The sequence below is a fragment of the Neobacillus sp. DFD-2R genome (genome assembly GCF_057747865.1).
On the sequence record NZ_CM173228.1, the window covers coordinates 2848798 to 2871619 of the forward strand.

20 protein-coding genes and 2 pseudogenes are annotated in these 22822 nt (G+C 38.6%); 6 read left to right on the forward strand and 16 right to left on the reverse strand.

The annotated features are described in order from the left end of the window. Positions 1-542: 542 nt before the first annotated feature. Both AC3ANV_RS14340 and AC3ANV_RS14345 read left to right on the forward strand, forming a co-directional pair. Positions 543-1013 carry a DinB family protein gene (locus AC3ANV_RS14340; protein ID WP_488309431.1) on the forward strand — a complete coding sequence of 157 codons (471 nt, stop codon included), beginning with the start codon at positions 543-545 and terminating at the stop codon, positions 1011-1013. Between the two features lie 203 nt (positions 1014-1216). Next, positions 1217-1348, forward strand: a complete 132-nt coding sequence (locus AC3ANV_RS14345; protein ID WP_488309432.1) for a YjcZ family sporulation protein — start codon at positions 1217-1219, stop codon at positions 1346-1348. Between the two features lie 1059 nt (positions 1349-2407). On the opposite strand, the gene AC3ANV_RS14350 is transcribed toward AC3ANV_RS14345, so the two are convergent. Then, positions 2408-3376: a bile acid:sodium symporter family protein gene (locus tag AC3ANV_RS14350; RefSeq protein WP_488309433.1), complete on the reverse strand. Its 969-nt coding sequence runs from the start codon at positions 3374-3376 to the stop codon at positions 2408-2410. Between the two features lie 281 nt (positions 3377-3657). Between AC3ANV_RS14350 and AC3ANV_RS14355 the strand changes: the two are divergent. Both AC3ANV_RS14355 and AC3ANV_RS14360 read left to right on the forward strand, forming a co-directional pair. Continuing rightward, positions 3658-3783: pseudogene (locus AC3ANV_RS14355) on the forward strand (DDE-type integrase/transposase/recombinase); the annotation flags it as partial. Between the two features lie 1060 nt (positions 3784-4843). Continuing rightward, the gene (locus AC3ANV_RS14360) at positions 4844-5131 is read left to right on the forward strand and encodes a hypothetical protein (protein WP_488309434.1); all 288 of its coding nucleotides are present in this window, start codon (positions 4844-4846) and stop codon (positions 5129-5131) included. Positions 5132-5396: 265 nt separating this feature from the next. Here the strand turns inward: AC3ANV_RS14360 and AC3ANV_RS14365 are convergent, their stop codons facing one another. The 6 genes from AC3ANV_RS14365 to AC3ANV_RS14390 all read right to left on the reverse strand — a co-directional run bounded on the left by AC3ANV_RS14365 (position 5397) and on the right by AC3ANV_RS14390 (position 12358). Next, positions 5397-6767 carry an amino acid permease gene (locus AC3ANV_RS14365; protein ID WP_488309435.1) on the reverse strand — a complete coding sequence of 457 codons (1371 nt, stop codon included), beginning with the start codon at positions 6765-6767 and terminating at the stop codon, positions 5397-5399. Positions 6768-7313: 546 nt separating this feature from the next. Further along, positions 7314-8612: a dihydrolipoamide acetyltransferase family protein gene (locus AC3ANV_RS14370; protein WP_488309436.1), complete on the reverse strand. Its 1299-nt coding sequence runs from the start codon at positions 8610-8612 to the stop codon at positions 7314-7316. A gap of 12 nt (positions 8613-8624) precedes the next feature. Further along, complete coding sequence (locus AC3ANV_RS14375) at positions 8625-9647, reverse strand: alpha-ketoacid dehydrogenase subunit beta (RefSeq protein ID WP_488309437.1); 1023 nt, start codon at positions 9645-9647, stop codon at positions 8625-8627. Beyond that, the gene (gene pdhA / locus AC3ANV_RS14380) at positions 9647-10714 is read right to left on the reverse strand and encodes a pyruvate dehydrogenase (acetyl-transferring) E1 component subunit alpha (protein WP_488309438.1); all 1068 of its coding nucleotides are present in this window, start codon (positions 10712-10714) and stop codon (positions 9647-9649) included. Before pdhA ends, AC3ANV_RS14375 begins: the two co-directional genes overlap by 1 nt. A gap of 30 nt (positions 10715-10744) precedes the next feature. After that, on the reverse strand, positions 10745-11884 hold the full coding sequence (locus AC3ANV_RS14385; RefSeq protein ID WP_488309439.1) for a Leu/Phe/Val dehydrogenase: 1140 nt from the start codon (positions 11882-11884) through the stop codon (positions 10745-10747). 78 nt (positions 11885-11962) lie between these two features. Further along, on the reverse strand, positions 11963-12358 hold the full coding sequence (locus AC3ANV_RS14390) for a thioesterase family protein (RefSeq protein ID WP_488309440.1): 396 nt from the start codon (positions 12356-12358) through the stop codon (positions 11963-11965). Positions 12359-12617: 259 nt separating this feature from the next. Between AC3ANV_RS14390 and AC3ANV_RS14395 the strand changes: the two genes are divergently transcribed. Continuing rightward, positions 12618-13070 (forward strand): Lrp/AsnC family transcriptional regulator, encoded by a 453-nt coding sequence (locus AC3ANV_RS14395; protein ID WP_488309441.1) that lies wholly within the window; start codon positions 12618-12620, stop codon positions 13068-13070. A gap of 656 nt (positions 13071-13726) precedes the next feature. On the opposite strand, the gene AC3ANV_RS14400 is transcribed toward AC3ANV_RS14395, so the two are convergent. The 8 genes and pseudogenes from AC3ANV_RS14400 to AC3ANV_RS14435 form a co-directional block, all read right to left on the reverse strand. Further along, positions 13727-14683 carry a hypothetical protein gene (locus tag AC3ANV_RS14400; RefSeq protein ID WP_488309442.1) on the reverse strand — a complete coding sequence of 319 codons (957 nt, stop codon included), beginning with the start codon at positions 14681-14683 and terminating at the stop codon, positions 13727-13729. 138 nt (positions 14684-14821) lie between these two features. Further along, positions 14822-15067: a hypothetical protein gene (locus tag AC3ANV_RS14405; RefSeq protein ID WP_488309443.1), complete on the reverse strand. Its 246-nt coding sequence runs from the start codon at positions 15065-15067 to the stop codon at positions 14822-14824. Between the two features lie 108 nt (positions 15068-15175). Further along, positions 15176-15925, reverse strand: a complete 750-nt coding sequence (locus AC3ANV_RS14410) for an ABC transporter permease (protein WP_488309444.1) — start codon at positions 15923-15925, stop codon at positions 15176-15178. Beyond that, a complete protein-coding gene (locus tag AC3ANV_RS14415; protein WP_488309445.1) occupies positions 15926-16687 on the reverse strand; it encodes an ABC transporter ATP-binding protein in 762 nt (253 codons plus the stop codon). A 171-nt stretch (positions 16688-16858) separates the two neighbouring features. Beyond that, a pseudogene (locus AC3ANV_RS14420) lies at positions 16859-17369 on the reverse strand (DUF1048 domain-containing protein). After that, positions 17366-17710, reverse strand: a complete 345-nt coding sequence (locus tag AC3ANV_RS14425) for a PadR family transcriptional regulator (protein WP_488309446.1) — start codon at positions 17708-17710, stop codon at positions 17366-17368. Before AC3ANV_RS14425 ends, AC3ANV_RS14420 begins: the two are co-directional and overlap by 4 nt. Before the next feature lie 2091 nt (positions 17711-19801). Continuing rightward, positions 19802-20248 (reverse strand): PaaI family thioesterase, encoded by a 447-nt coding sequence (locus AC3ANV_RS14430; RefSeq protein WP_488309447.1) that lies wholly within the window; start codon positions 20246-20248, stop codon positions 19802-19804. A gap of 21 nt (positions 20249-20269) precedes the next feature. Then, the gene (locus AC3ANV_RS14435) at positions 20270-21232 is read right to left on the reverse strand and encodes an NAD(P)H-dependent flavin oxidoreductase (protein ID WP_488309448.1); all 963 of its coding nucleotides are present in this window, start codon (positions 21230-21232) and stop codon (positions 20270-20272) included. Between the two features lie 78 nt (positions 21233-21310). Between AC3ANV_RS14435 and AC3ANV_RS14440 the strand changes: the two genes are divergently transcribed. Continuing rightward, complete coding sequence (locus tag AC3ANV_RS14440; RefSeq protein WP_488309449.1) at positions 21311-21826, forward strand: gamma carbonic anhydrase family protein; 516 nt, start codon at positions 21311-21313, stop codon at positions 21824-21826. Positions 21827-21849: 23 nt separating this feature from the next. On the opposite strand, the gene paaX is transcribed toward AC3ANV_RS14440, so the two are convergent. After that, a complete protein-coding gene (gene paaX / locus AC3ANV_RS14445) occupies positions 21850-22737 on the reverse strand; it encodes a phenylacetic acid degradation operon negative regulatory protein PaaX (RefSeq protein WP_488309450.1) in 888 nt (295 codons plus the stop codon). Between the last annotated feature and the right edge of the window lie 85 nt (positions 22738-22822).

Genomic DNA, 22822 nt, shown 5'->3' on the forward strand with positions numbered 1-22822 from the left:
AAAGTTTAAACATTTATCAATTTTTAACCTGGGAAGCTATATAAAACTGCAGCTTTTTTGCTAATTTTTTGAACTTTAACTGTCATGTTTAACACCCCCGTTTATGTAATATTAGATTAATAATTATTAACCTGGGAAACTGTATAAAACTGCAGCTTTTTTACTAGTTTTTTGAACTTTAACAATCATACTTAACACCTCCAATCCTTTTAGATAGTTTTCATAATATTACCAATAAGACAAAAATTCAATAAAATTATTATAATTTATGGTAAAACAGGGAAAAAATACTAAATATCGAAACGATTTATGGGTAAGATTAACTCATCTTTATGTCATAAGACCTTATTAGCAAAAATGAGTGGATTTTGTTTTAATTTATACAAAAATATTTATTGTGAAATGAAACATTTGTTCCAACCACCCTCTTATAAAACGAATATTTGTCAATATATCCAAATAAAAGAACGAGAACCTTTGCATTTTATTCAAAGACTCTAGTAAACTTAAATTATATGGTTGAATAGGAGGAGGAAATATAATTGAACACTATTGATTTCTTAGTATTAAACCTAAAAGAAACTAGAAGACGTAGTATCACTGTATGGCAAGTAATTCCTAGTGACAAATTAAATTGGAAACCAGATGAGAAGGCTATGACATGTTTAGAAATGGTTCGTCACGTATTAGAATCTGAGTATTATTATTATCTAGCTATTGAAAATAGGGGAAGTGTGAAGGATTTCCATTCTCCATTTGAAAAAAGACCGTATATATCAATTGAAGATGAATTAGATTTTGCAGAGATTTATCACAAACAATTTTTACGAACCGTTCATTCCTTTTCTAATGGAGATCTTAATACAATTAAAATTAATCGCTCTGATGTAGGGTATATTCGTTCATTAGGAGATATGTTAATGCGTATCGCATATCATGAAGCAGTGCATACAGGGCAACTCTTAGATTATTTAAGAACAATGGAAGTTGATCGCCCTAATATTTGGGATTAATACTAAACTTCCTGTTATAGATAGTTACCAACGATGAGACGTTTGTATACATTGCAGACGCTCTTTCTATTTTTAGAAATTGTTTAAGCAAATAGCTGATTTTGCCCTAACACTATGATGATTGTCCAATCGAACCTTGTCTAAAAAAATATTATAAATAGAGAGTGTGTTCTCTTCGGATAATCTAATAGGTGGTGATAAATATGGGCTTTGGATATGGATTTGGATGCGGCGGTTATGGATATGGTGGTGGCTTCTATGGTGGCAGTGTTTTTGTATTAATCGTGGTATTGTTCATTCTTCTTATCATTGTAGGAACTTCTTTTATAGGCTAATAAATCGTACGGCACAAAAGGCAGGTTTAGTTAATCTGTCCTATTGTTATTTATTTATTCCCTTGCTTAATTCACTTTAAATCAGCACTTGTCCACTCAATTTTATTTTTAGGTCATATGTTATTACTACACCAGCATCCAACCTTTATAGATTTCACCTCCACGAGACGTTTGCATAATTGCAAACGTTTCTTTGCGTTTTTGGGCAAATCGTTGATTTTGTCCTATATTATGATGAACTTTTATCTGTCCGTCTTTCCGATATGAGACATAAACTTATCATATTGATATCGAAAAGATTTCTTTCAAAACACTTCACATAGGTTCTTTAATTAGTATACTTACTTTTTCTGTTTCCTCCACAATCTGGCCCTTTTCTGGAACAATTTTATTGACATTATACATCTCTAATTTTTGGATTTTGGTTTTATTTTCCATAGAGGCCCCTGAAATATTGGATCGTTTCCGTACCCCTTGAAGTCATCGGAAGGTCCAATTTAAAAGGAAAAGAAATTTAGGCAAAATAAAAAGAAGACATCTGAAAAATGTCTTCATTTATCAAAAGAATATGAAATTTTCACCCTATCTCTTTGGAAGTCATTTTCTCGACCTCTCTCCAATGTCGACCATACATTTGTGCATGCCCTATGGTTAGAAACGAATTATCATACGGCTGATAACGGTCCGTTGAAGGCTCTAGCATTCGAACAAGGAAAGCTGGGTGCCTTCTTTTTTCGAAATTCAATGGAAACTATCTACTATACGCTTTTCCCACAATTCTAACTAGAAATACTATTTGTCCAAACTTCAATTTGTTCCTAAACTAGTCTCTTACATAAACGTAAGAAGCGTTTCTTTGAATAAGTTTATATTCCCTACTGGGTATCTACTTACATACCTTCTACTTATCAAGGTGAACGCCAACCTACTTATTCAAGAAAATATATAAAATGATCGTGCAGAGCTGAAAGGGGGATAAAACTGTAAATTCGTTCTAAATAAAGCGAAAACCACCCTGCACGATTAAGCGGGGTGGTTTCCAGGGGCAGCCTCCTTTATCTACAGCTGCATGTCATGGTTGATGCCTTGATCCTTTTGGTTTTTGTCTTTCATCCGGCTGTAAATATTAGCGAGAACGGAACCGGATAGATTATGCCAGACGCTGAAAATAGCACTTGGTACAGCCGCTAAAGGCGAGAAATGGGCGGTGGCGATAGCCACTCCCAAACCAGAATTCTGCATGCCAACTTCCATCGATACAGCCTTCTGTTTTGCCAGGTCCATTCCACATAAACGAGCAAAGAAAAATCCAAGCAAAAATCCAAGCAGATTATGAAGGATCACGACTCCAAAAATAAGCAGACCTGTTTGCGCAATTTTGGCTGCGCTACCCGCTACGACAGCCGATACGATTAACACAATGGCAATAACTGAAACGAGTGGTAAGGCTTTTGCACTAGCCCTTGCCTGCTTTCCAAAAAGCTTTTTAATGATAAAGCCAACTACTAATGGAATAATGATTACTTGTGCAATCGAAAGGAATAAGGACAAAACGCTTATATTGACCCACTTGCTTGCAAACAGCAGAATGAGCAGCGGTGTGACAATCGGTGCAAGAATCGTCGAAACAGAAGCAATCGCAACTGCCAGCGCCACATTTCCTCTTGCTAGAAATACCATGACATTGGAAGCTGTTCCGCTTGGGCAGCATCCTACTAAAATTACGCCGACTGCTACATCCTTAGGTAAATGCAGTCCGACAGCCAGTAAAAAGGCGATCAGAGGCATGATGATAAAGTGACCGATGACCCCAAGCGACACTTCTTTTGGTCTTCTGAGCACTTCTTTAAAATCCGATAACTCGAGTGTCAGGCCCATTCCAAACATAACAATCCCTAATAGAGGAACAATATAGCCTCCCAACCACTTAAAGTGATCAGGCGAAAGATAAGCAATAACCGCAAAGATCAAAACCCATAACGTAAATGTTTTCCCAGCAAAGTTGCTGATTTTCTCGATAATCCTCAAAATAAAACCCCCAAATAAAACTAATTATTCAATTTTCTAACATATTAATTTATTTTAATAGAATAAATTAAATATTTTTAAAAATCAATATGATCTTTCAAGACGATGTCACACTCCGAATAAACTTGGGAGACTTTATCCCTACTAGTGCCTATATATCAATTGTATATATTTGTTATCTCTGAATGATGATTCCACCTTAATCAAGGCTCTTCAGGTCAATCGGCCTCGCCATTCCGTAGGAGGGTGTATAAAAGGTATATAAGGTGAAAGGTCTATGAGTGTATTTATATCGCGCATTTGATTCCGAAGGTAGTACCTTTGATTATTTTCTAAAAAAATTAAGGGATCAAAAGGCTGTAAAGCGTTTCTTAAAGAAAGCTTTGCGGTCTTTTTATTTTTCTCAACATTTAATATGTAAATATGCTTTTGTTAATTTTAAATTTGATATATCACTGAAATTAAAGATAACTTATACAATTAGATATAAGATAAAATTAACATATATATTAAAGTATATATCAAAAAATAACATTAATATTGGGAATAAGAATACATGCAAGTCATAATAGTCGAGGTATTTATCACACAACATTTAAAAAAAGTTATATTGCCCCCTTCCCTGTCAAGGAAGGACAGCAGTATTTTTAAGTGTTAGTCTGTCCGTAAAACTAAAACCCTGCTTAAATCTGAGTTTTATATTATAAAGTATCATTATATTCTGTTAATTATTAAAGGCTAAAGTTACCTTTAGCCCTCCAAGACTCTCTACGAGCGAATGGCTAGTTCTTACTCGACGGGAATCCCACCCGCTATATGATACTACCTAAGCTCGGCCGCACAAGCACCTTCACTTTTGTTGCACATGATCGTTGTTTACAATCCCGCTTGTCTGTCATATTTCAACATTTTTCTCATAATCATAAAGTAATCTTTCATAAACTCTTCAACATGTTTTGTTTCAAATTGATGCGTCAATCTGACGCCTTTTTTTTGTTATAAAAGCATCCATTATAATTCTAAAATAGTTACTTTCCCTTAACGGTAGATTTTATTAAATTTCAAAAATTGTATTTTATTTCCCAATTTGAACAATTTAAATAATAAAGAGCAAGGCTCGACACCCTTCATATAGAAATTTCACAATTTTGCCTTGCTCTTTTTATTAATCAAGGCATAAAATGGATTAAATCATCTTCAAACAACATGCTTCTAAAAGACACCTAATCAGTGTCTTTTAATTCGTAAAGAACTAAGGTGTGATATTATCTATTTTTCCTCTTTAAAATTTCTAAGTGACCCCCTTAGAATAATTACTACATGCATCGGACTCCCAAAAGGGAGTCCTTTGTATTTTCTATTCACCTATGAACTGTTGTTTTCTTTTCACTTACTTTTAACATTCTTCTGGTGTACAACTCATTTTAACTCTCTGCGTAAATCGTCCTCGGTTGGGCAAAATATGTTATGGGAATGTGGAGTCATGAATTACCGCTTCCCATAACAATCCAAAGAGTGAGATCGATGACTGATAACAAAGAAACTAATCGTGCTGATAACAACGCTAGTGAGGCTGTAGGAACCGGAGTCGGTGCTGTTGCGGGTGCTGCCGTGGGTCCAGTTGGCACAGTTGCTGGTGCCATTGATGAAGGTGCAGTGGGCAACAAAGTGGGCGAAGTGCTAATGTTGCCATCAATAACGCCACAAACCGAGAAAAGTAGATTTTCAATAATCAAACGAAAGAGGGACTTTTAATATACCCTTTAACCCTTAGTTACGCTAGAACGCGGTACCAAGGGTTGAGTGTTGAATAGGATTTTTTGCGATTCACCAAGATCCTTTACGATAATTTCCCCGCACCTAAATTCTCTATGTTCGAACCCTCATACGAGGATTCTTCCATTCTTTCCATTGAATCATTCTCAATCAATGCTTAGATGTAAAAAAATGATATGGGCAATTTTTACCCATATCATATTAATAATTCGGATTACATATTCTCATATATCTTTAGATAAGGCTATACTATATTTTCTTCTTTTAAATTTGTAATCTGTTTATCTACATTTTTAAATTTAAAGATGGAAATCGCGACCAACACAGCTAAAACAACGAGACAAGTAATAATACTTACTCGATTCTGTTCATTTAGCACAAATATGACGGAAATAATACATAACGTAACTACTGTAAAAGCTGTTACATATGGGAACCCCCATAATTTAAAGCTCGGATCTTTTGGATAGGAATTACGAAGTTTTAACTGTGCTAAACAAATGCTGATCCATACCAATGATACGACAAACCCAGGAACCGCCATTAATAACATAAATACCTTATCCTGTGCAATAAATGCAATCATAGAACCTCCGATTAATACAACTGCAGTTAACATTAAACTATACAATGGAACACCGTTTTTTGATACATAAGAGAAAGACTTTGGAGCTTCCCCTTCCACCGATAAAGAATGCAGCATCCGCGTACAACCATATATACCAGAGTTAGCTGCTGATAAGACAGCTGTAATTAAAATAAAATTCATAATGTGAGCTGATCCTTGCAAGCCGGCCATCGATAACACCTGGACAAACGGACTTGCCTGGTGGCTAAGTTCATTCCAAGGAATTAAACCGCAGATTACAAGAATTGGCAGCGTGTAAAACAAAATAATTCTCCAAATAAAACTTTTAATAACCTTGGGTAAAATACGTTCTGCACCTTTTACTTCCGGTACTGTTAGTCCAATTAGTTCAGAACCTCCATAAGAAAACATAACAATTAAAAGCGCTGTAAATATCGACATCCACCCATTTGGGAAAAACCCTCCATGATGAGTAAAATTTTGCAGATAGTTGGATTCATGGCTTGGGATGAAACCAAATAATATACTAGCTCCTAAGACGATAAATACCATAATCATTGCGATTTTAATGCCGGCGAACCAAAATTCAAATTCCCCATAATTTTTAACATTCATCATGTTAATTCCAATGACTAAAGCTGCACAGCCTAAACTTAATTCCCATAGCGGAATGGATGGAAACCAATATTGCAAGAAGCTTCCCGCAACGACTACCTCAATGACACTTACCGCCAACCACATGAAACAATACATCCAGCCCATAACAAAGGAGGCGCGCTTGCCGAATGCTTTCTGAACAAATCCCTTCATGTTTGTGTTCGGATAGACGATTGCCATTTCAGCAATAGCTCCCATAACAACAAGAAGCAATAGCCCTGCAAACACATAAGAAAAGATAACCCCCGGTCCTGCTAATGATACGGTTTCAGCACTTCCTTTAAAAATCCCGGTACCTATTGCTCCTCCCATTGCCATCAAACTTATATGTCGAGGCAACAACTTCTTTTGCAGTGGTGCAGATTTCATTACTTATTCCTCCTAAACTCTATTAATAAATACACAAGATTTTCGAGATCAAAATGAACTTTCCCTGGGCTACCTGTGCAATAACGAACATTGCCCACCTGGAAAATTCCTCTAATCCTGAACATACACATTTACTGATGCTCTTTTTTTATGGCTTTTTTCGTAAAAATTGTTGCTTTTTCAAGTATCTAATCTGTCGTATTTGCGAGGAAACGAGGTTTAGTTTCAGATCCAAATGATTTACTTACGAAAATAACCATAGGGAGTCATTCACCAATTTCTTTATAAGTGTGCTACTTACAAAATTCGATTTTCTTTTTTGGATGTTCTGGGGCAATAAGTCTGCAAGGGATTTAATTTTTGTAATTGATTCCAAGGTATTAATAATAGCATAAAGTAGGCAGCAGATTGCACAAAGCGGAAGTTAGAGCAGAAACAATCTGCTGCTTAATATTAAAAACTGAATAGCAGGTATTTACATAAACATACTTTTATATCATGAATTAGAAATGGTCATGTATTTGAATTACGTTGATTTATATATTACTATGTTAGTTCAATAGGCCATAACTTTGGGTTTTCAATCAATTGTTTAAATCGATTAGTAAAGGCAACGGCTGTAGCACCGTCTGCAACACGGTGGTCAAACGCCATCGACATTGTCATTATGGAGCGAATAGCAATCTCATCGTTTTCCATAACAACAGGCATTTTCTTCGTCTTATGAAACGCAATTAACCCGGTTTCCGGATGATTAATAATCGGAGTTGCGCCGATGCTTCCTAAAGGACCAACGTTGCTGATTGTAAATGTGCTGCCTCTCATATCAGTCGGTGTTAATTTGTCCTCTTGCGCTTTTTTAGTTAACTCTTTAAGTTTTTCATGAATTTGGCGAACGGACAATTTATCAGCATGATGAATGACAGGCACAATTAGGCCGTCTTCTGTATCAGTAGCTATTCCAATGTTATATTCTTTTTCTAGCCGAATCACTTCGTTTTCTTCATCAAGTTTCGCGTTGAATACAGGGAATTGTTTTAATGCCACCACGATCGCTTTAATAAAGAAGGCAACAGCCGAAACATTAATATTCATTTCTTTTAAATCATTTCGATATGTAAGCAGCTCGGTTAAATCCGCCTCTTCAAAATGTGTCACATGAGGAATCGTATATAGTGATTGGGCCATTTTCTTCGCAATTTGCTTGCGGCGTCCTCTAAAAGGAATCACTACTGCTTCTTCATTTGTTTCTTTTACATTCTGTACCTTCTGCTTTTGAATCTCTTGTTTTGGTTCTGTTTTTTCTTCGGTCACTTCAACGGAAACCGCTTTCATTTCTTCAGAAGACTGGAACTTATCTCGTTTTTTAACAAAGTTATATAAATCTTCTACTGTGATGCGCCCAAATGCGCCTGTACCTGTTACTTCGTTAATATCTACACGAAACTCGCGCGCTATTTTTCTCGTATAAGGCGCAGCAATGATGAATCTTTTTTCACCTTTTTCTTCAACTGGAGCTGTTTGCTGCGGTTGTATTGTTAAGGCCTCGGACTTTTTAGGAGCGGCTTCTTCGAGATTCATTTCCATTGCTGCTTCTACCAATTTTCCCGCTTCTGTTTCCAGCACAAGGAGCGTAGTACCGACGGATACCGTGGTACCACTATCAACAATAATGTTCTTAACTTTTCCTGAGGCTGGAGAAGGAAGCTCCGCCACCATTTTATCTGTTTGTACTTCTACAAGAGGCTGGTCCACCTTAACCGCATCCCCCACCTTGACGAAATAATGAATAATTTCTCCCTCTGTCATTCCTTCACCGATATCATGAAGTTTTACTTCAACCAATGTTTTCCCCTCCTAGAAATGAACAACTTTTTCGATTGCCTTTAATACTCGCTGAGGTGTTGGTAAATAATGTTCTTCCAGTGCAAACAATGGAACCGGAACATCAAAACCAGTTACACGCTCAATCGGAGCTTTCATGTACAGAAATGATGTATCATTAATAATCGAAACAATATCATTACCAACTCCGCCTGTTTCATGGGCTTCATGAACAATAACAGCACGTCCTGTTTTTTGAAAGGATTCTGCAATGATGTCCTTATCAATTGGATAAAGGGTACGTAAATCAATGACATCACATGTTATGCCGTTTTTTTCAGCCTGTTCAGCTGCTTTCATTGCTACTGGTACCATCGCTCCCCAAGCGATAACCGTAACGTCATCTCCGTCTTTGAGCCTTTTCCCTTTTCCGATTTCTACCAGGTATTTGCCTTCCGGGACCTCTTCACGGTTGGCACGGTAGATTCTCATGGACTCTAAAAATAAGACTGGATCCGGATCTTCAATTGCTGCGATTAGCAGACCTTTTGCATCATAAGCAGAAGACGGGCATACAACTTTAATTCCGGGCATATGAGTGAACAATGCTTCCACACTGTCTGAGTGAACTTCCGGAGCACTGATGCCTGCACCGTATGGAGCGCGTATAACCATTGGAACTGTGTAGGTCCCCATCGTACGCATACGAATGCGTGATACGTGTGTCATGATCTGCTCATACGCAGGATAGATAAATCCAAAAAACTGCATTTCCGCTACAGGTTTGAATCCATTGACCGCCATTCCGATAGAAGCTCCGATAATCCCTGCTTCACTCAGCGGCGTATCAATAACACGATCTTCCCCAAATTGTTCTTGCAAGCCCTCTGTAGCCCGGAATACTCCCCCGTTTTTACCGATATCTTCTCCAAGCAAAAGGACTTGCTCATCCTCTTTTAACATCGTACGCAACCCATCTGTTACAGCCTGGACAAGTGTTAGCTGATTCGTTTTTGCGTTATGATTTTCTAACGGTCTCTCCATAGTTACAATCATCAAGATTCCCTCCCGATTAATTGAAGATATTGTTCTTTTTGTTTGGCAATGGTCCAGGTCGGCTTTTCAAATACATAATCGAATAAATCATTGACATTCGGTTTTGGAAAGCTCTCCATGTCTTTTACCGCCTGTTCCACTTCGCTTGCGGTTTCTTCTTTGATTTTTGTCACCCATTCTTCGTCCCATAAGCCGTTTGACTTCATATAGCGCTCCACTCGAAGAAGAGGATCCCGAAATTCCCGAATTGTGTCGCTGTCTGACTGATTGCGATATTTAGTCGGGTCATCCGCCGTCGTATGGGCACCATATCTCCATGTTATTGCTTCAATTAAAGTTGGGCCTTCTCCTTTACGAGCGCGGTCAAGCCTTTCCTTTGTTTGAAAATACACGGCAAATATATCGTTTCCATCAACACGGACACCTGGCATATCATAGGCGAGTGCTTTTTGTGCAATCGTTTCGGAATTCATTTGCTTTTCAATCGGCACAGAAATGGCGAACCCGTTATTTTGATTAAAGAAGATAACAGGAGCTTGAAACACACTGGCAAAGTTCAACCCTTCATGGAAATCGCCCTCTGAAGTGGCTCCATCGCCAAAATAAGCAATCGCTGCATTTTTCGTTCCCTTTCTTTTTTCCGCCATCGCAGCCCCTGCGGCATGCGGGATTTGAGTAGCAATTGGAACTGCAGGAGGAAATATCTTTTTCCCCTTTTCAGGAACACATCCCTCAACACGGCCTTTCCAATATAAATACGTACGATCCATGCTGGCACCAAATGTTAAAGTGGCACCGTGGTCACGATACGTTGGGAACACCCAGTCATCTTTTTGAAGAGCCAGTGCACTTCCGACTTGAGAAGCTTCCTGACCCTCAAACGGTGCGTATGTCCCAAGTCTTCCTTGACGCTGCAAACTAATAGCTTTTCGATCAAAGGTACGAATGCGCACCATATTATAGTAGAATTTTTTGACAAGTTCTTCTGTTATTACATCCTTGTACTGTTCATTTATTAATTGTCCGCTTTCATCGACGATTTGAAATATTGGAAATTTTGAAGTCATTTCATCACCTCATTAGTAGAAATTTCATTATTATTTACGAATATCCCATTTAGGACGCTTTGTATGTGTGAAAAAGCTATTTTGCTTTTTGCGGTCTTCCATACGTTTTTCACAAAGACGGTTAGCCGCTTGAAGTGTCGTGATATCATCTAGCCCTGCTTGTCTGTACACTTCCAATAACGATGTGTAAATAGATCTTGTTTTCGTTAACACTCGCTCTTTATTGTAGCTGTATAGTTCATCTGCTACTTGAATTAAACCTCCAGCATTTACGATGTAATCGGGAGCATATAAAATTCCTTTTTGTTTCAGAACTTCTCCGTGTTTTTCCAAAAGAAGTTGATTGTTAGCTGATCCAACCACTGCTTTTACTTTTAACTGTTCGATTGTTTCATCGTTAATAATTCCGCCGAAAGCACATGGAACAAATACATCCGCATCTGCAGAATACACCTCATCTTTACTTATATGGCGTGCGATGCTTCCTAATTGTTTCGCACGTACTTGAATGTCCTTAAGTGCATCTTCATTAATATCGCTTACATATAAATCGGCGCCAGCTTCAAGCAATTGTTCTGCTACTTTGTAACCTACTTTCCCAAGACCTTGGATTATGTATGTTTTACCAGAAAGATCTTCTGTACCAAAAACGACTTTATTCGTTGCTTTTAAGCCATAAATGACTCCTAGAGCAGTCGGAACAGATGAATCACCGCCCCCTCCGTACGCTTCAGGGATTCCTACGATGCAGTTCGTTTCTTTTGAAGCATGGATGAAATCATCAGTTGAAGTCCCCATATCAGTGCCTGTATAAAAACGGCCGTTTAAAGAATCGACAAACTGACCGAAGGCTCTAAACAAAGCCGGTGTTTTATCCGTTGCTGGATCACCGATGATCACCGCTTTTCCTCCTCCGAAGTCTACATCGGCAGCTGCACATTTATATGTCATCCCTTTTGATAATCGTAATACATCTTCCAATGCTTCATCCATCGTACGATACGGGCGCATTCGGCAGCCTCCCAATGCAGGGCCGAGTGTTGTATTGTGGATGGCGATAATTGCTTTTAGACCTGTTGACGGGTCATTGCAAAATACGATTTGCTCATGTTCATGCATTTTTTCAATAACTGTTTCCGTTGTTTGTGGAGCTTGTTTCATCACATTCATCTACTTTTCCCCCATTATCACTATGAATATATTAGAAAACGCTTACAAAAAAAGAGAAAAAACAAAGTCTTTCTACTGTTAATGGATCGACTGACGAAGTTTCTTTTCGATTTCCCTTTTCGGTAAAATGACTTGTTTGACTTCTCCCACTCCAATGACCATCTCTTCGTTTCGCGACTCCACTTTGGTAACGATTACATTATTTTGAATGTTCGATACAGTAGCAGTAACAGTTACGATTGAACCTTCTGCGGTCGGTGCGACATGTTTGACGGATACGGCTCCACCGATTCCTTCTTCCTCTTCCTCTAAATACGGTAAAATAATTTTCCTGGATGCCCATTCCATATGATAAACCATGGAAACTGTTGAATAAGCTGGATGGACGACTTTCCCCTCAAACCGGGCAAACATTTCAGGTGTTACCACTATCATTACAGCTGCAGTATCTCCCACTTGCATCCCACTTTTCATTTCCTTCCTCCTTTGAAAAGATAAAAAAAGATAGTAATAAAGTTTTCATATAAATTCATAATGTGCCAGTTATCTTAATCTTTGTTTGTCAACATGATCTTTCTCTTATTTAATTATTGGGAAAATTTTGTCTGCATTAATAATGATAAGGTATAATTAAATCTATTAATATATCAAATTGCATAAATTTCAAGCACTAAGCATTATATTTTGCATAAGTTTTTTGTGTTTTAACTTCATTTTAAAAGGAGAGCATTATATGGATCAATTAGATATTCGTCTTCTTGAAATTCTTCAAATGGACGGACGTATTTCAATAAGTGATTTATCGAAGAAATTATCCCTTAGTCGTCCCAGTATTACGGAGCGTTTAAAACGTCTGCAAGAGAAGGGGATTATAGAAGGATTCAATGCACGTGTATCTCCCAAAGCAATTGGACTGGATGTAATTGTTTATATTCAGGTAAGTGAAATCAAGATATTTTCTTATGTAGAATTCGAGAAATGGATTATGGGAGACCCAGATATCATCGAGTGTCATCGGTTAACCGGTTCTGTTAGCTATTTGCTTAAGGCTGCGGTTACCGGGATGGATCATCTAAGTAAACTTATAGATCGGTTAACCCCTTATGGAAATCTTAATACATCTATTGTTTTATCATCACCGGTCTCTTTTCGTTGCATTACTCCCCATGCCATTAAAGAAAAATAAAAGTAAAGACGCGCTAAAAGAGTTTAAAATAATATATTTATCCAAGCACAATAAATTTAATTTTATCGATTGTTTTCACCGGAAGTTTCGAAACATGAATAGCAGCCAAAGCTTTTTAAATTAGCTCTTGGCTGCTTTTTTTCCTTAGATTTACCGGAATAAAAATCAATGGAATTCTCTTTTGAAACAACGCCACAGTATAAACAGTAACAACCACTTAAATTTTGCGCTCTTTAAAATTGGTGAGGTTCGTCCAAAACAGCAAAGAATGAATGTTGTTTCTCCTTCATCCCTTAAAGTCATCGCAAGGACCAATTTAAAAGAAAAAGAAATTTAGGCAAAATAAAAGAAGACACCTGAAAACATCTTCTTTTATCAAAAGAATATGAAATTTTTACCCTATCTCTTTGGAAGTCATTTTCTCGACATCACTCCAATGTCGACCATATATTTGTGCATGCCGTTTGGTTAGAAACGAATTATCATACGGCTTAAAGACAATAAACGTACCTGCTCCTCGATTTTCTTTCTCCATCAACTGGCAGGTCATGAATGTTTTCAGTGTGATCCAGTGCATCAAAGTCTTGACGGCAATCTCGGATAATTTTCTGTTTGGAACCCGAACTATAACAACCTTTCCTTCTTCCATCCATTTTTCAAAATTCAATTCTGGGATCGGAGGCTGACCCGAAAATATCAAACAGATTATCATCACCAAAGAATTCATCCAATCTGTTGATAATGCTATCTACCTTATTCCCTAGATCAGCATTGGTTCCCCATTTTTCAAGTTCTCCAGCTAACCGTAATTGCCCTTCTGCTTTTAATTCATGGATACGAATTTCACAGAATTCCTCATCTTCAATCATCATTTTCGTTAAAAATAAACTTCCACCACTTGCTTTTGCAGCTTCACGCAGATATTTTCGGCTCCTGGCCATGTTTTCCAGGTCACCGAAAATGCTGATCATTTCGCTTGCAAAACGGTTGCTTCCGTCTTTACCTAATTTTTTTACAACTTCACTTAGATCAAGGGGAATCCGATATTCGCTTGTTAAATCAAGATCAATGATTTTTTCCGGTGGAAGACTATCCCGGATTCCATCTGCCATCCCTCGATGACCACTCTCACAAATGGCATCAGGGACGATAAAACTAAGGTTATGATGTAAGCAGCCTTCTACGACGAAATTTTTAACGACTGTGCCTTTTCCTTTTCTCATGGATCCCTGATAGATGTACCCTTTAAATAGCTCATCCGGGTTGTCGGTTGGAATTAAAATCGGGATTTGTTCTCCTTTGTCTTCTGCATGACCAATCAAAAATCCACCTTTGGTGAAGACTTTCGGAATCGTAACCTCGACATTGCGATTTGTTTCCAGCTCTTCAGAAAATTCCCGTTGAACATCTGCTGTTGGAAGCTGCGTAAGTTTGCTCATTTCATAATGAGAGAAGATATTCGCGTCTAAATCGCTTTTGCTATAGGGTCGGAGAGTGAATGAATTGATTTCTTTTAGGCTTTCGATTTGTTCTTTCTTCGTTAGAGGATTGGCTTGTAAGGAGTTATTATCAGATAATTGGTCGTATGCAGTCACTAGGGCGCGTTTAGTCATTTCTCTTCGAACTTCATTTTCTGAATGAACAGCAATCCGGATATGCGTTTAAGGCGTTGCTTTTCTAATGCTCTTGCACCCGTTAGCTGAAGAAGTAAACCTTATAATTGGGTCTTTGCAAGATTAATTAATCGGTTTTCAATAGTCTCCAATTATTCCAAGTGGGTTAGGGATTTTCTTGAAGTCTTCTTCACGGATTTCTTCGTAATCTCCAATTTCTAAATTACTATTCCCGACACTTTTAAAGAACTTACCCATAAATTTTATTGCATATTCTATATTGCCTATCTCGGTAGTATTCATTATTTGTTCAGAGTAATTACCAACCGACTTCCAACGGTAATTAAGTAAAGAAGCAAGACCAGAGTTAGCAATAAATTTCAAAATATTTATGCTTTATTTGTTCGTATATATTTGTTACGCTTAATGATTCATTGGTAAACGTGTTAAGATCGGCTAACTATTGATATGGCTAATCCCATAATGGTGTGCTTACCCTAACTGGCGTTTAAATGCTTTACTGGCGAAGAAGTAAGCGATGACCATGATGCCGACGCACCAGGCAAGCGCGAACCAGATATCGTTGCCAACAGCCCCTTCATATAAGAGGGCACGAATCGCATTCACGATTGAAGTCACGGGCTGGTTCTCAGCGAACGCACGGACAATTTTAGGCATGGTTTCGGTGGGGACAAAGGCCGAACTGATAAAAGGCAGGAAAATCAGCGGGTACGAGTAGGCTGTTGCCCCTTCCATAGACCCCGCTGTCAATCCGGGAATGACCGCCAGCCATGTCAGCGCCAGCGTAAACAGCCCTAGTATCCCAGCTACCGCGAGCCAATCCAGGATATCAGCGCTGGAACGGAAGCCCATCAAGAGCGCGACGAGGATAACCACCACGACAGTAAGCGCATTGGAAACAAGCGAGGTCAACACGTGAGCCCACAATACCGACGAGCGCTTGATGGGCATGGTAATGAAACGCGCCATCAGCCCGCTCTTTACATCCGTAAACAGCCGCACGGAAGTGTAAGCGACGCCGGATGCGATAGCCATCAGCAAGATTCCCGGCAATAAATAATTGACGTAGTTGTCCGTGCCTGTCTCTATGGCGCCGCCAAATACGTAGACAAACAGCAGCATCATCATAATCGGCATAATCGCCACCGTGATAATCGTATCAGGGCTGCGCATGATGTTGCGCATTAAACGCCCTAGTAATACCCCTGTTTTGCTTTTCATTTACATCTCCTCCTTTTTGCCGATGATCGCGAGGAAAATTTCCTCCAATGTCGGCTGCTTCTCGATGTACTCCACTTTCGCTGGCGGGAACATCTCTTTGAGTTCGGTAAGGGTACCGGTGGTGATGATTTTTCCGCCATGCAGGATGGCGATACGGTCCGCCAGTTGTTCGGCTTCCTCCAGGTACTGGGTCGTCAGCAAGATGGTCGTGCCGCCGCCAGCAAGCTCCTTGACGGTATCCCAGACTTCAATCCGGGCTTCGGGGTCAAGCCCTGTCGTCGGTTCGTCGAGAAAAATGACTGCTGGCGTCCCGCTCAGGCTCATGGCGATGTCAAGCCGGCGCTTCATCCCGCCGGAATATTTGTCCGCCCGGCGGTTGGCCGCATCGGTCAGGCTGAATCTTGCAAGCAGATTGTCGGCGACTTGAGCGGGATTGGAAACTCCCCGTAACTTGGCGATCATCATCAGGTTTTCCCGCCCGGTGAGCATGCCGTCTAAAGCTGCGAACTGTCCTGTCAGGCTGATGCTCTGGCGAACATGATCCGGTTGACGCTGGACGTCAAAGCCGCAAATCCCTACTTCGCCGTCATCGGGCTTCATCAGCGTCGAGAGGATGTTGACCATCGTCGTCTTGCCCGCTCCATTTGAGCCCAGCAGTGCGAAAATTTCGCCACGCCGCACCTCAAAATCCACCCCCTTTAAGACTTCCTTGTCTTTAAAGGATTTTTTTAACCCTTTTACAGAAATCGCTGCATTGCTCATACTTTTTTCCTCCTTATAAAAAGCGCAGCAAGGCGCTAAATTGCCTATACTTCTCTACTCAGTCTGACTGATATTCTGTATTACTTACTACCTGGTTAAAAATATAACTGAATAGTGAAGGTGACACATTACATTTGTAACCAGCTATTCAGTAGGAATTATCTATTGAATTTACTTTTTTCCCAATCGCTTCATGATACTCTGATTCAAATCTTCACGAAACTTGTCGACATAGATTTTAGCGTTTGCCACTAGTTCATCGGCAAAGGAAGCCAAGTCGTTCCCAGAGACGGTTTGCGTCGTTAGTGTCGATGCTAGGCGAAAATCCACTAGGATTTCTCCGTTAGCCACGACCAATCGTATCGTTCAACTTCGTGCGATATTTGTCCCTCCAAGTTTTCTCATCCTTCACTAGATCGTCGCAGAAAGCGGCCACGTCCTCGCCGGTGAGGTCGGTGACTTTCTTGCCTTCCGCTGCACCTTCCTCGAGGAGGTCGAGAATGCCGCCAAAGATACGGCTGCAGTCCTTCCAGTCTGAGGGACCACCAGCTGTCCACATATATTTTTGGATAGCTTTGTAAGCGTTGCGGTACTCACTTGGAAGTGCCTTCGCACGCGCCTCCATCGCCTTCCATTCCCGCTTGTCATCCAGACTTCCGATAATTTTTTCAAAAATATTCATTTTACTTCTCTCCTTTTGATTTTATTAGTTTTTAGTTCGTTAATTTTGCTTGAGACAAAATCCCACTTTTTCCAAAAAATTTCAAGTTGTTCTTGACCTGCTACGTTGAGTGTGTAAAATTTTCTCGGCGGTCCTATAGTGGATGGCTTTTTCTCGATGTCCACCAGATTATTTTTCTCAAGCCGCATGGTAATCGTATAAACTGTGCCTTCAACCACATCAGTGAAGCCAAGTTCTCGCAGCTGTTGCGTGATTTCATAGCCGTAAGTTTCTCCACGGCTGATGATCTCAAGTACACAACCCTCAAGCACCCCTTTCAGCATTTCTGTGATATTTTCCAAATTCTTTCCTCCATTTGTATTTCACTTATTTTTTTCCATACACTGTATCACAGGTATTTTGTGTTACTGATATTTAGTAATACTGACTACTAGTATATAGTATTACCAAATAGCATCATTTGTCAATAAAACTTTTCGACAAGAAGGCACGTTATTACGGGCTTCATAGGCCTAGTCACAGGGTTACTGCTCTAGTCCGTCAGATAAGATCAGTATTTTCAACAAACTGAATGTAACTTAATAGAGGTTTTGTTACATTGGGGGTACCACTATATTAAAAAAACTTTTATATCAATTATTTTATTCGTCTATTTTTTGTCGTTTCAGCATGTCCCCATTTTTCATAGAATATAGTACCAAATTTGAAAGGGGTGAAATAATATGTCAGTACCCGTTGTAACAATTTCAGATAGTACTATTCAAATTACTGGAGACCAAGACATTCCAGGAGGAGCAACAAAGACTATTTTTAGAACCAAAAGATGAGGGGAAAACAGTATCATTAACGATAACAAATACTGGACCTTCAGGTACTTTTTTGTTGGTTACTTTAGAACAAGAAAAGGCAAACTTAATGAACAAGTAGAAGCAGGCGATACAATAAGTATTCCTAAGGGTAAAGCAATTGAAATAGAGATTAAAAACAGTGGAACATTTGTAGGGTCAGTTCACTACACACTTGTCTATTCACTTCCAACTCCTCCAAAAAAGTCCTAACCTTTGATGGCTTAATGTTGATGGAACAATTTGGCATACATATCCATCTTCTTTCCTCGTTTTCTACATCATAGCCGATAGAATGATTTCATGAATATAACCAAAACTTTTATACGAATTACTAATGTATCAAAATACATAAAGAGTAACATTCCGGGCTTCTTCAGAAGCAGAAAACGTTGATTTATCCACGCTGTATAAAATCCTGCATAAACAATAAAAATAAGAATGACCACTAAAAAAAAAGCGAATCCCTTTTGCCCCAAGGGATTCGTTTTTTTATGCTTCGTCTTCCAACTTCCGAAAGGTTGTTTTATGTAAATTAGGTTTGTATAGATATACAATAAAGTGATTTGTTAACTAAAAATAAAATAAAGTTTACATATATAAGAGATATTCCTATAATTAATTATTAAAGAGAGAGGATTTAAAAGGGGGAGTATCTGCTTGTTAGAGAAATTAGAAAAAGGATCCGTTGTATTATATGAAGGAAAACTATATAAAATAATGTACATATATAGCTCAGGTTACTGTGAAATTGTAAACCAGGACTCAAAAAAGGTCGAACTAGTTAACTTAAAAGAATTACAAACTTTTAATCAAACAATAGCATAAGAATGTGAAAACAATATACTGCCTCAAAGGAATTTTATGTCAACCTGATTGAAAAAAGCGCACAAAACAACAGTAAGCGACCTCGATCATCCACTTAGGAATCACAAGGTCGCTTACACTATTTCTTCATTCATTATCTTTTACAAACCCTTTCAGCTTATTTTAACAGGAGATTAACGCTCGATTTAGAAAAAAAGGTTTACATTGGAAAAGTGTGATCTCTTGGAAAAACGTAATCGTGTTAATACCCAGCGTATGTATAACACGCTTTCGCCTAACTCACTTCATTGGAATCACCTTCTTTCTTCTGGTCTAATCTGTTATCTCCTTTCTTTGTATTGTGGGATTGCTTGTCATTATCATACATAATAATCTCTTTATTGTAAATATTCTAAAAATTCAATTTTATATTTATTTTCGGTGTTTTTCTCTTTCTTTCTCTCTTTTTCTTCAAATTTCACATATTTTAAAAAAACTTTGTAAAATTAAGAAAGACAATGCTAATAAAATATAATGCCTATTATGTTATAAAACCCTTGGATTTCTCGTTAAATCCAAGGGTTTTTACCTCTTATAATGTATATTATGCTACATTCGGATCCGCTAAAAATGGCGTTTTAATAGGCTTCTTTAGCATGCTACTTTTCTATCACTTGCTAGTTTTATAACAAAGATTATTTCATACATAGTAATTTAGGTTGTTAGCTTGATGGGGATGTGGCGGTACCCCTATAAGTACATCCAATGCTCCTGTCACTTTTATTCAACAGGAACAAAATAATGGTTTTTACGATAAACCAATGCTTCCATTGAAGCTAAAAGTTCGCCTTCACTTTCCACTCGAATTTTATACCATGCCGTACGATTATTGCGTTTCTCTTCTACAGCTATGGCCTTTAAACGTGATCCGTTTCGGCCTGGAGCCATAAAATTAATATTTGTTGATAATCCGACAGAAGTTTTTCCATAGGAATTACTGGCTGCTGCAAAGACATAATCAGCTAAAGAAAAGATGATTGCTCCATGGACAGTACCATGTGAGTTTAACATATGATCCTTTATATCTAATTCCGCAGTTGCAGTACCTTCTCCCATCTCAATTAATTTCATACCAAGAAATTGGGCAAAAGGCTCTTGTTCGAACTTATCAAAGATTTCCTTGTAATACCTTTGATGGACTCCCTGTTCAGTCATATTTGATTTCATGTCGAACCCTCCTGCTTTTTATTAAGATGTGAAAGCTTCAAAATCTTTTGTCGATCTACTCATTTGTATTTTGGCTTCCTCAATCATACTGTCCAACAGCTCTTTCACACTGGGAACACACGAAATCAATCCTGCTACCTGCCCACTATTAATAAATCCATTTTCTAGGTCCCCTAAAACAGCTCCCATTACGTGCTGCTTTTCAGAAGTCATCTCATTATATTCATCTAAAGTCATCCCGCGGCCTTCTATTTTAAGCAGTTTCTGCGCGTATGGGGTCTTAAACACCCTTCGAACACGCCCGACAGAACGCCCGACAATAACCGTATCGGTATCACTTGCATGAATCAAATTTTGTTTATATGTGTCATGAAATGGGGCTTCCTTTGTAGCAATCAGGCGTGTACCTATTTGTACACCACTGGCTCCCAGCATCAATGCGGCTGCCAGCCCTTTTCCATCACCAACTCCCCCTGCAGCAATCACCGGCACTTTTACTCTCTTTACAATTTGTGGAATGAGCGTGAAAGTGGTAAGTTCGAGGCTGGAATTAATCCCTGCTGCCTCAAATCCTTCTGCCACCAATAGATCAGCCCCTGCTTCTTCTGCTTTTATGGCATGTTTTACAGAAGCTATTACTGCAATCACTGTTATACCATGTTCATGAAGCATCGGAATAAGGGGAGCAGGATTCCCCGCAGATAATGATACGATCGGAATCTTATATTTTATAACAAGATTGATCATACCCGTTAAAAAAGGTGTTACATTAATAGGAATGTTTATAGCAAATGGCTTGTTGGTTCTCTTTTTAGTTTCTAGAATAATTTTCTCTACTTCATCCGGTGTCATGGTACCACATCCAACCGTTCCCAAGCCTCCAGCTTCTGATACAGCCGCTGTAAGAGCCGCATTGCTGATGTTTCCCATACCTCCCTGAATAATGGGATATTTAATATGTAATTGTTTAGATACATGTTTCATTTTTTCGCCTCCCCTTATAAATAATGTTATAATAGAATTAAAATAAAAACAATTATGAAAATGAAAAGGGGGATTTAAATGCTTATTTCTCACAAAGGAAATCAGCCTCGTATTCACGAGACTGTTTTTATCGCACCTGGTGCCTTTTTAATTGGGGATGTAACAGTAGGAAAGAACTCGACCATTTGGTTTAATGCTGTTCTGCGCGCAGATGAAGGCGCTATCACAATTGGAGAAAGATGCAGCATTCAAGATAACTCTACTGTCCACTTATACGAAGGCTGCCCGGTTGTTATTAAAGATGAGGTGACAGTAGGCCACAATGTTATCCTGCATGGTTGTGAAATTGGAAAACGATCAATTATTGGAATGGGCTCCACTATTTTAGACGGGGTCGAAATCGGTGAAGAATGTATCATAGGCGCCAATACACTTATTCCTTCCGGAAAGAAGATTCCTCCTCGTTCTCTCGTTATGGGATCCCCTGGTAAAGTAGTACGGGAAATCAACGACAAAGACTTGGATCTAATTCAACTTTCCATTGATACTTACGTACAGAAAGGATATGAATTTAAAGATATCATTAGTAAATAAAAAGATTCCTAGGAGCATATCTCCTAGGAATTTTCACTGATTAAAGGATGGTCGGAAGCATTATAGGATTGGTCTTTATTCCGCAGATCATTATCTTCCTGAAAGACGTCCTCAAAGAAACGATTAGCCGGCTCAGCTAACATTTTGTAATATTGATTGAATAACAAAGCCGCATGATTGCCGCTCCAGCGTGAAGGCAGCAACTCTTTCGGCAATCCGGGATCGATGAATAAAAATTTCCGATACTCATGGACGATAATGGTTCTTTCCACAAAACATTCCGCATCGGTCATCTCTCCTCTTTGCATAATGCTTTGATTTACGATATATTTCTGGCTGTAAATCGAGATAAATTGCTCGTACTTTTCTTTAATATCCGTTAATGACCAGCTTTTCTCTACAAGTGATTGACTTTCTTTTGGGCCCTTATATTCCGATAGAAAGAAATCGACATATGGCTTAATATCGTACTTGTCGATTAGGAGTTCAACTTCCTTTTCTAAGTTGTTAGGAGATATCCAGCAGCCGCTAGTAAAACTTCCAAAACCGCTCCAATGCAACTCTTTTCTAAATTCATCACGAATTTGTCTCTTTTCTTCCGGAATGGTGTACATTAAAATTCTCCACTTTCCATCCCATTCATGTGGATTCAATTTAAAAATTCTTCGGGCCGCCTCTTCCATGCGATTGACACCGCGGGTGGTCAGGAAATAATAGCTTTTATTTCCTTTTTTCTCTGACTGAATCCACCCTTGTTTCAGCATTCGCGAAACAGCTACACGAACAGCCTGTTCGTTATGCCCAAACTCTTTTAACAGACGTATTAGACTTCCAATCCAAATTTTATTCCCATAATGACGTATATAATCGCCATAAATAGTAAAAATCATTGATTGCGTGTTGGTGCTCATTGATATCTCACTCTTTCTTTTTACACAGCCCGTTAATGTTTTACTGTGAAGCACTAAGGAACTTATTACTATCATATCTGATATT

Coding starts and splice junctions, on each gene's coding strand:
- AC3ANV_RS14375 (WP_488309437.1), bottom strand. CDS start 9,647: ATGATTGTAACTATGGAGAGACCGTTAGAAAATCATAACGCAAAAACG.
- pdhA (WP_488309438.1), bottom strand. CDS start 10,714: ATGACTTCAAAATTTCCAATATTTCAAATCGTCGATGAAAGCGGACAA.
- AC3ANV_RS14430 (WP_488309447.1), bottom strand. CDS start 20,248: ATGAAATCAAATATGACTGAACAGGGAGTCCATCAAAGGTATTACAAG.
- AC3ANV_RS14410 (WP_488309444.1), bottom strand. CDS start 15,925: ATGAAAAGCAAAACAGGGGTATTACTAGGGCGTTTAATGCGCAACATC.
- AC3ANV_RS14440 (WP_488309449.1), top strand. CDS start 21,311: ATGCTTATTTCTCACAAAGGAAATCAGCCTCGTATTCACGAGACTGTT.
- AC3ANV_RS14415 (WP_488309445.1), bottom strand. CDS start 16,687: ATGAGCAATGCAGCGATTTCTGTAAAAGGGTTAAAAAAATCCTTTAAA.
- AC3ANV_RS14365 (WP_488309435.1), bottom strand. CDS start 6,767: ATGAAATCTGCACCACTGCAAAAGAAGTTGTTGCCTCGACATATAAGT.
- AC3ANV_RS14385 (WP_488309439.1), bottom strand. CDS start 11,884: ATGAATGTGATGAAACAAGCTCCACAAACAACGGAAACAGTTATTGAA.
- AC3ANV_RS14395 (WP_488309441.1), top strand. CDS start 12,618: ATGGATCAATTAGATATTCGTCTTCTTGAAATTCTTCAAATGGACGGA.
- AC3ANV_RS14360 (WP_488309434.1), top strand. CDS start 4,844: ATGGGAATGTGGAGTCATGAATTACCGCTTCCCATAACAATCCAAAGA.
- AC3ANV_RS14345 (WP_488309432.1), top strand. CDS start 1,217: ATGGGCTTTGGATATGGATTTGGATGCGGCGGTTATGGATATGGTGGT.
- AC3ANV_RS14435 (WP_488309448.1), bottom strand. CDS start 21,232: ATGAAACATGTATCTAAACAATTACATATTAAATATCCCATTATTCAG.
- AC3ANV_RS14400 (WP_488309442.1), bottom strand. CDS start 14,683: ATGACTAAACGCGCCCTAGTGACTGCATACGACCAATTATCTGATAAT.
- AC3ANV_RS14390 (WP_488309440.1), bottom strand. CDS start 12,358: ATGAAAAGTGGGATGCAAGTGGGAGATACTGCAGCTGTAATGATAGTG.
- paaX (WP_488309450.1), bottom strand. CDS start 22,737: ATGAGCACCAACACGCAATCAATGATTTTTACTATTTATGGCGATTAT.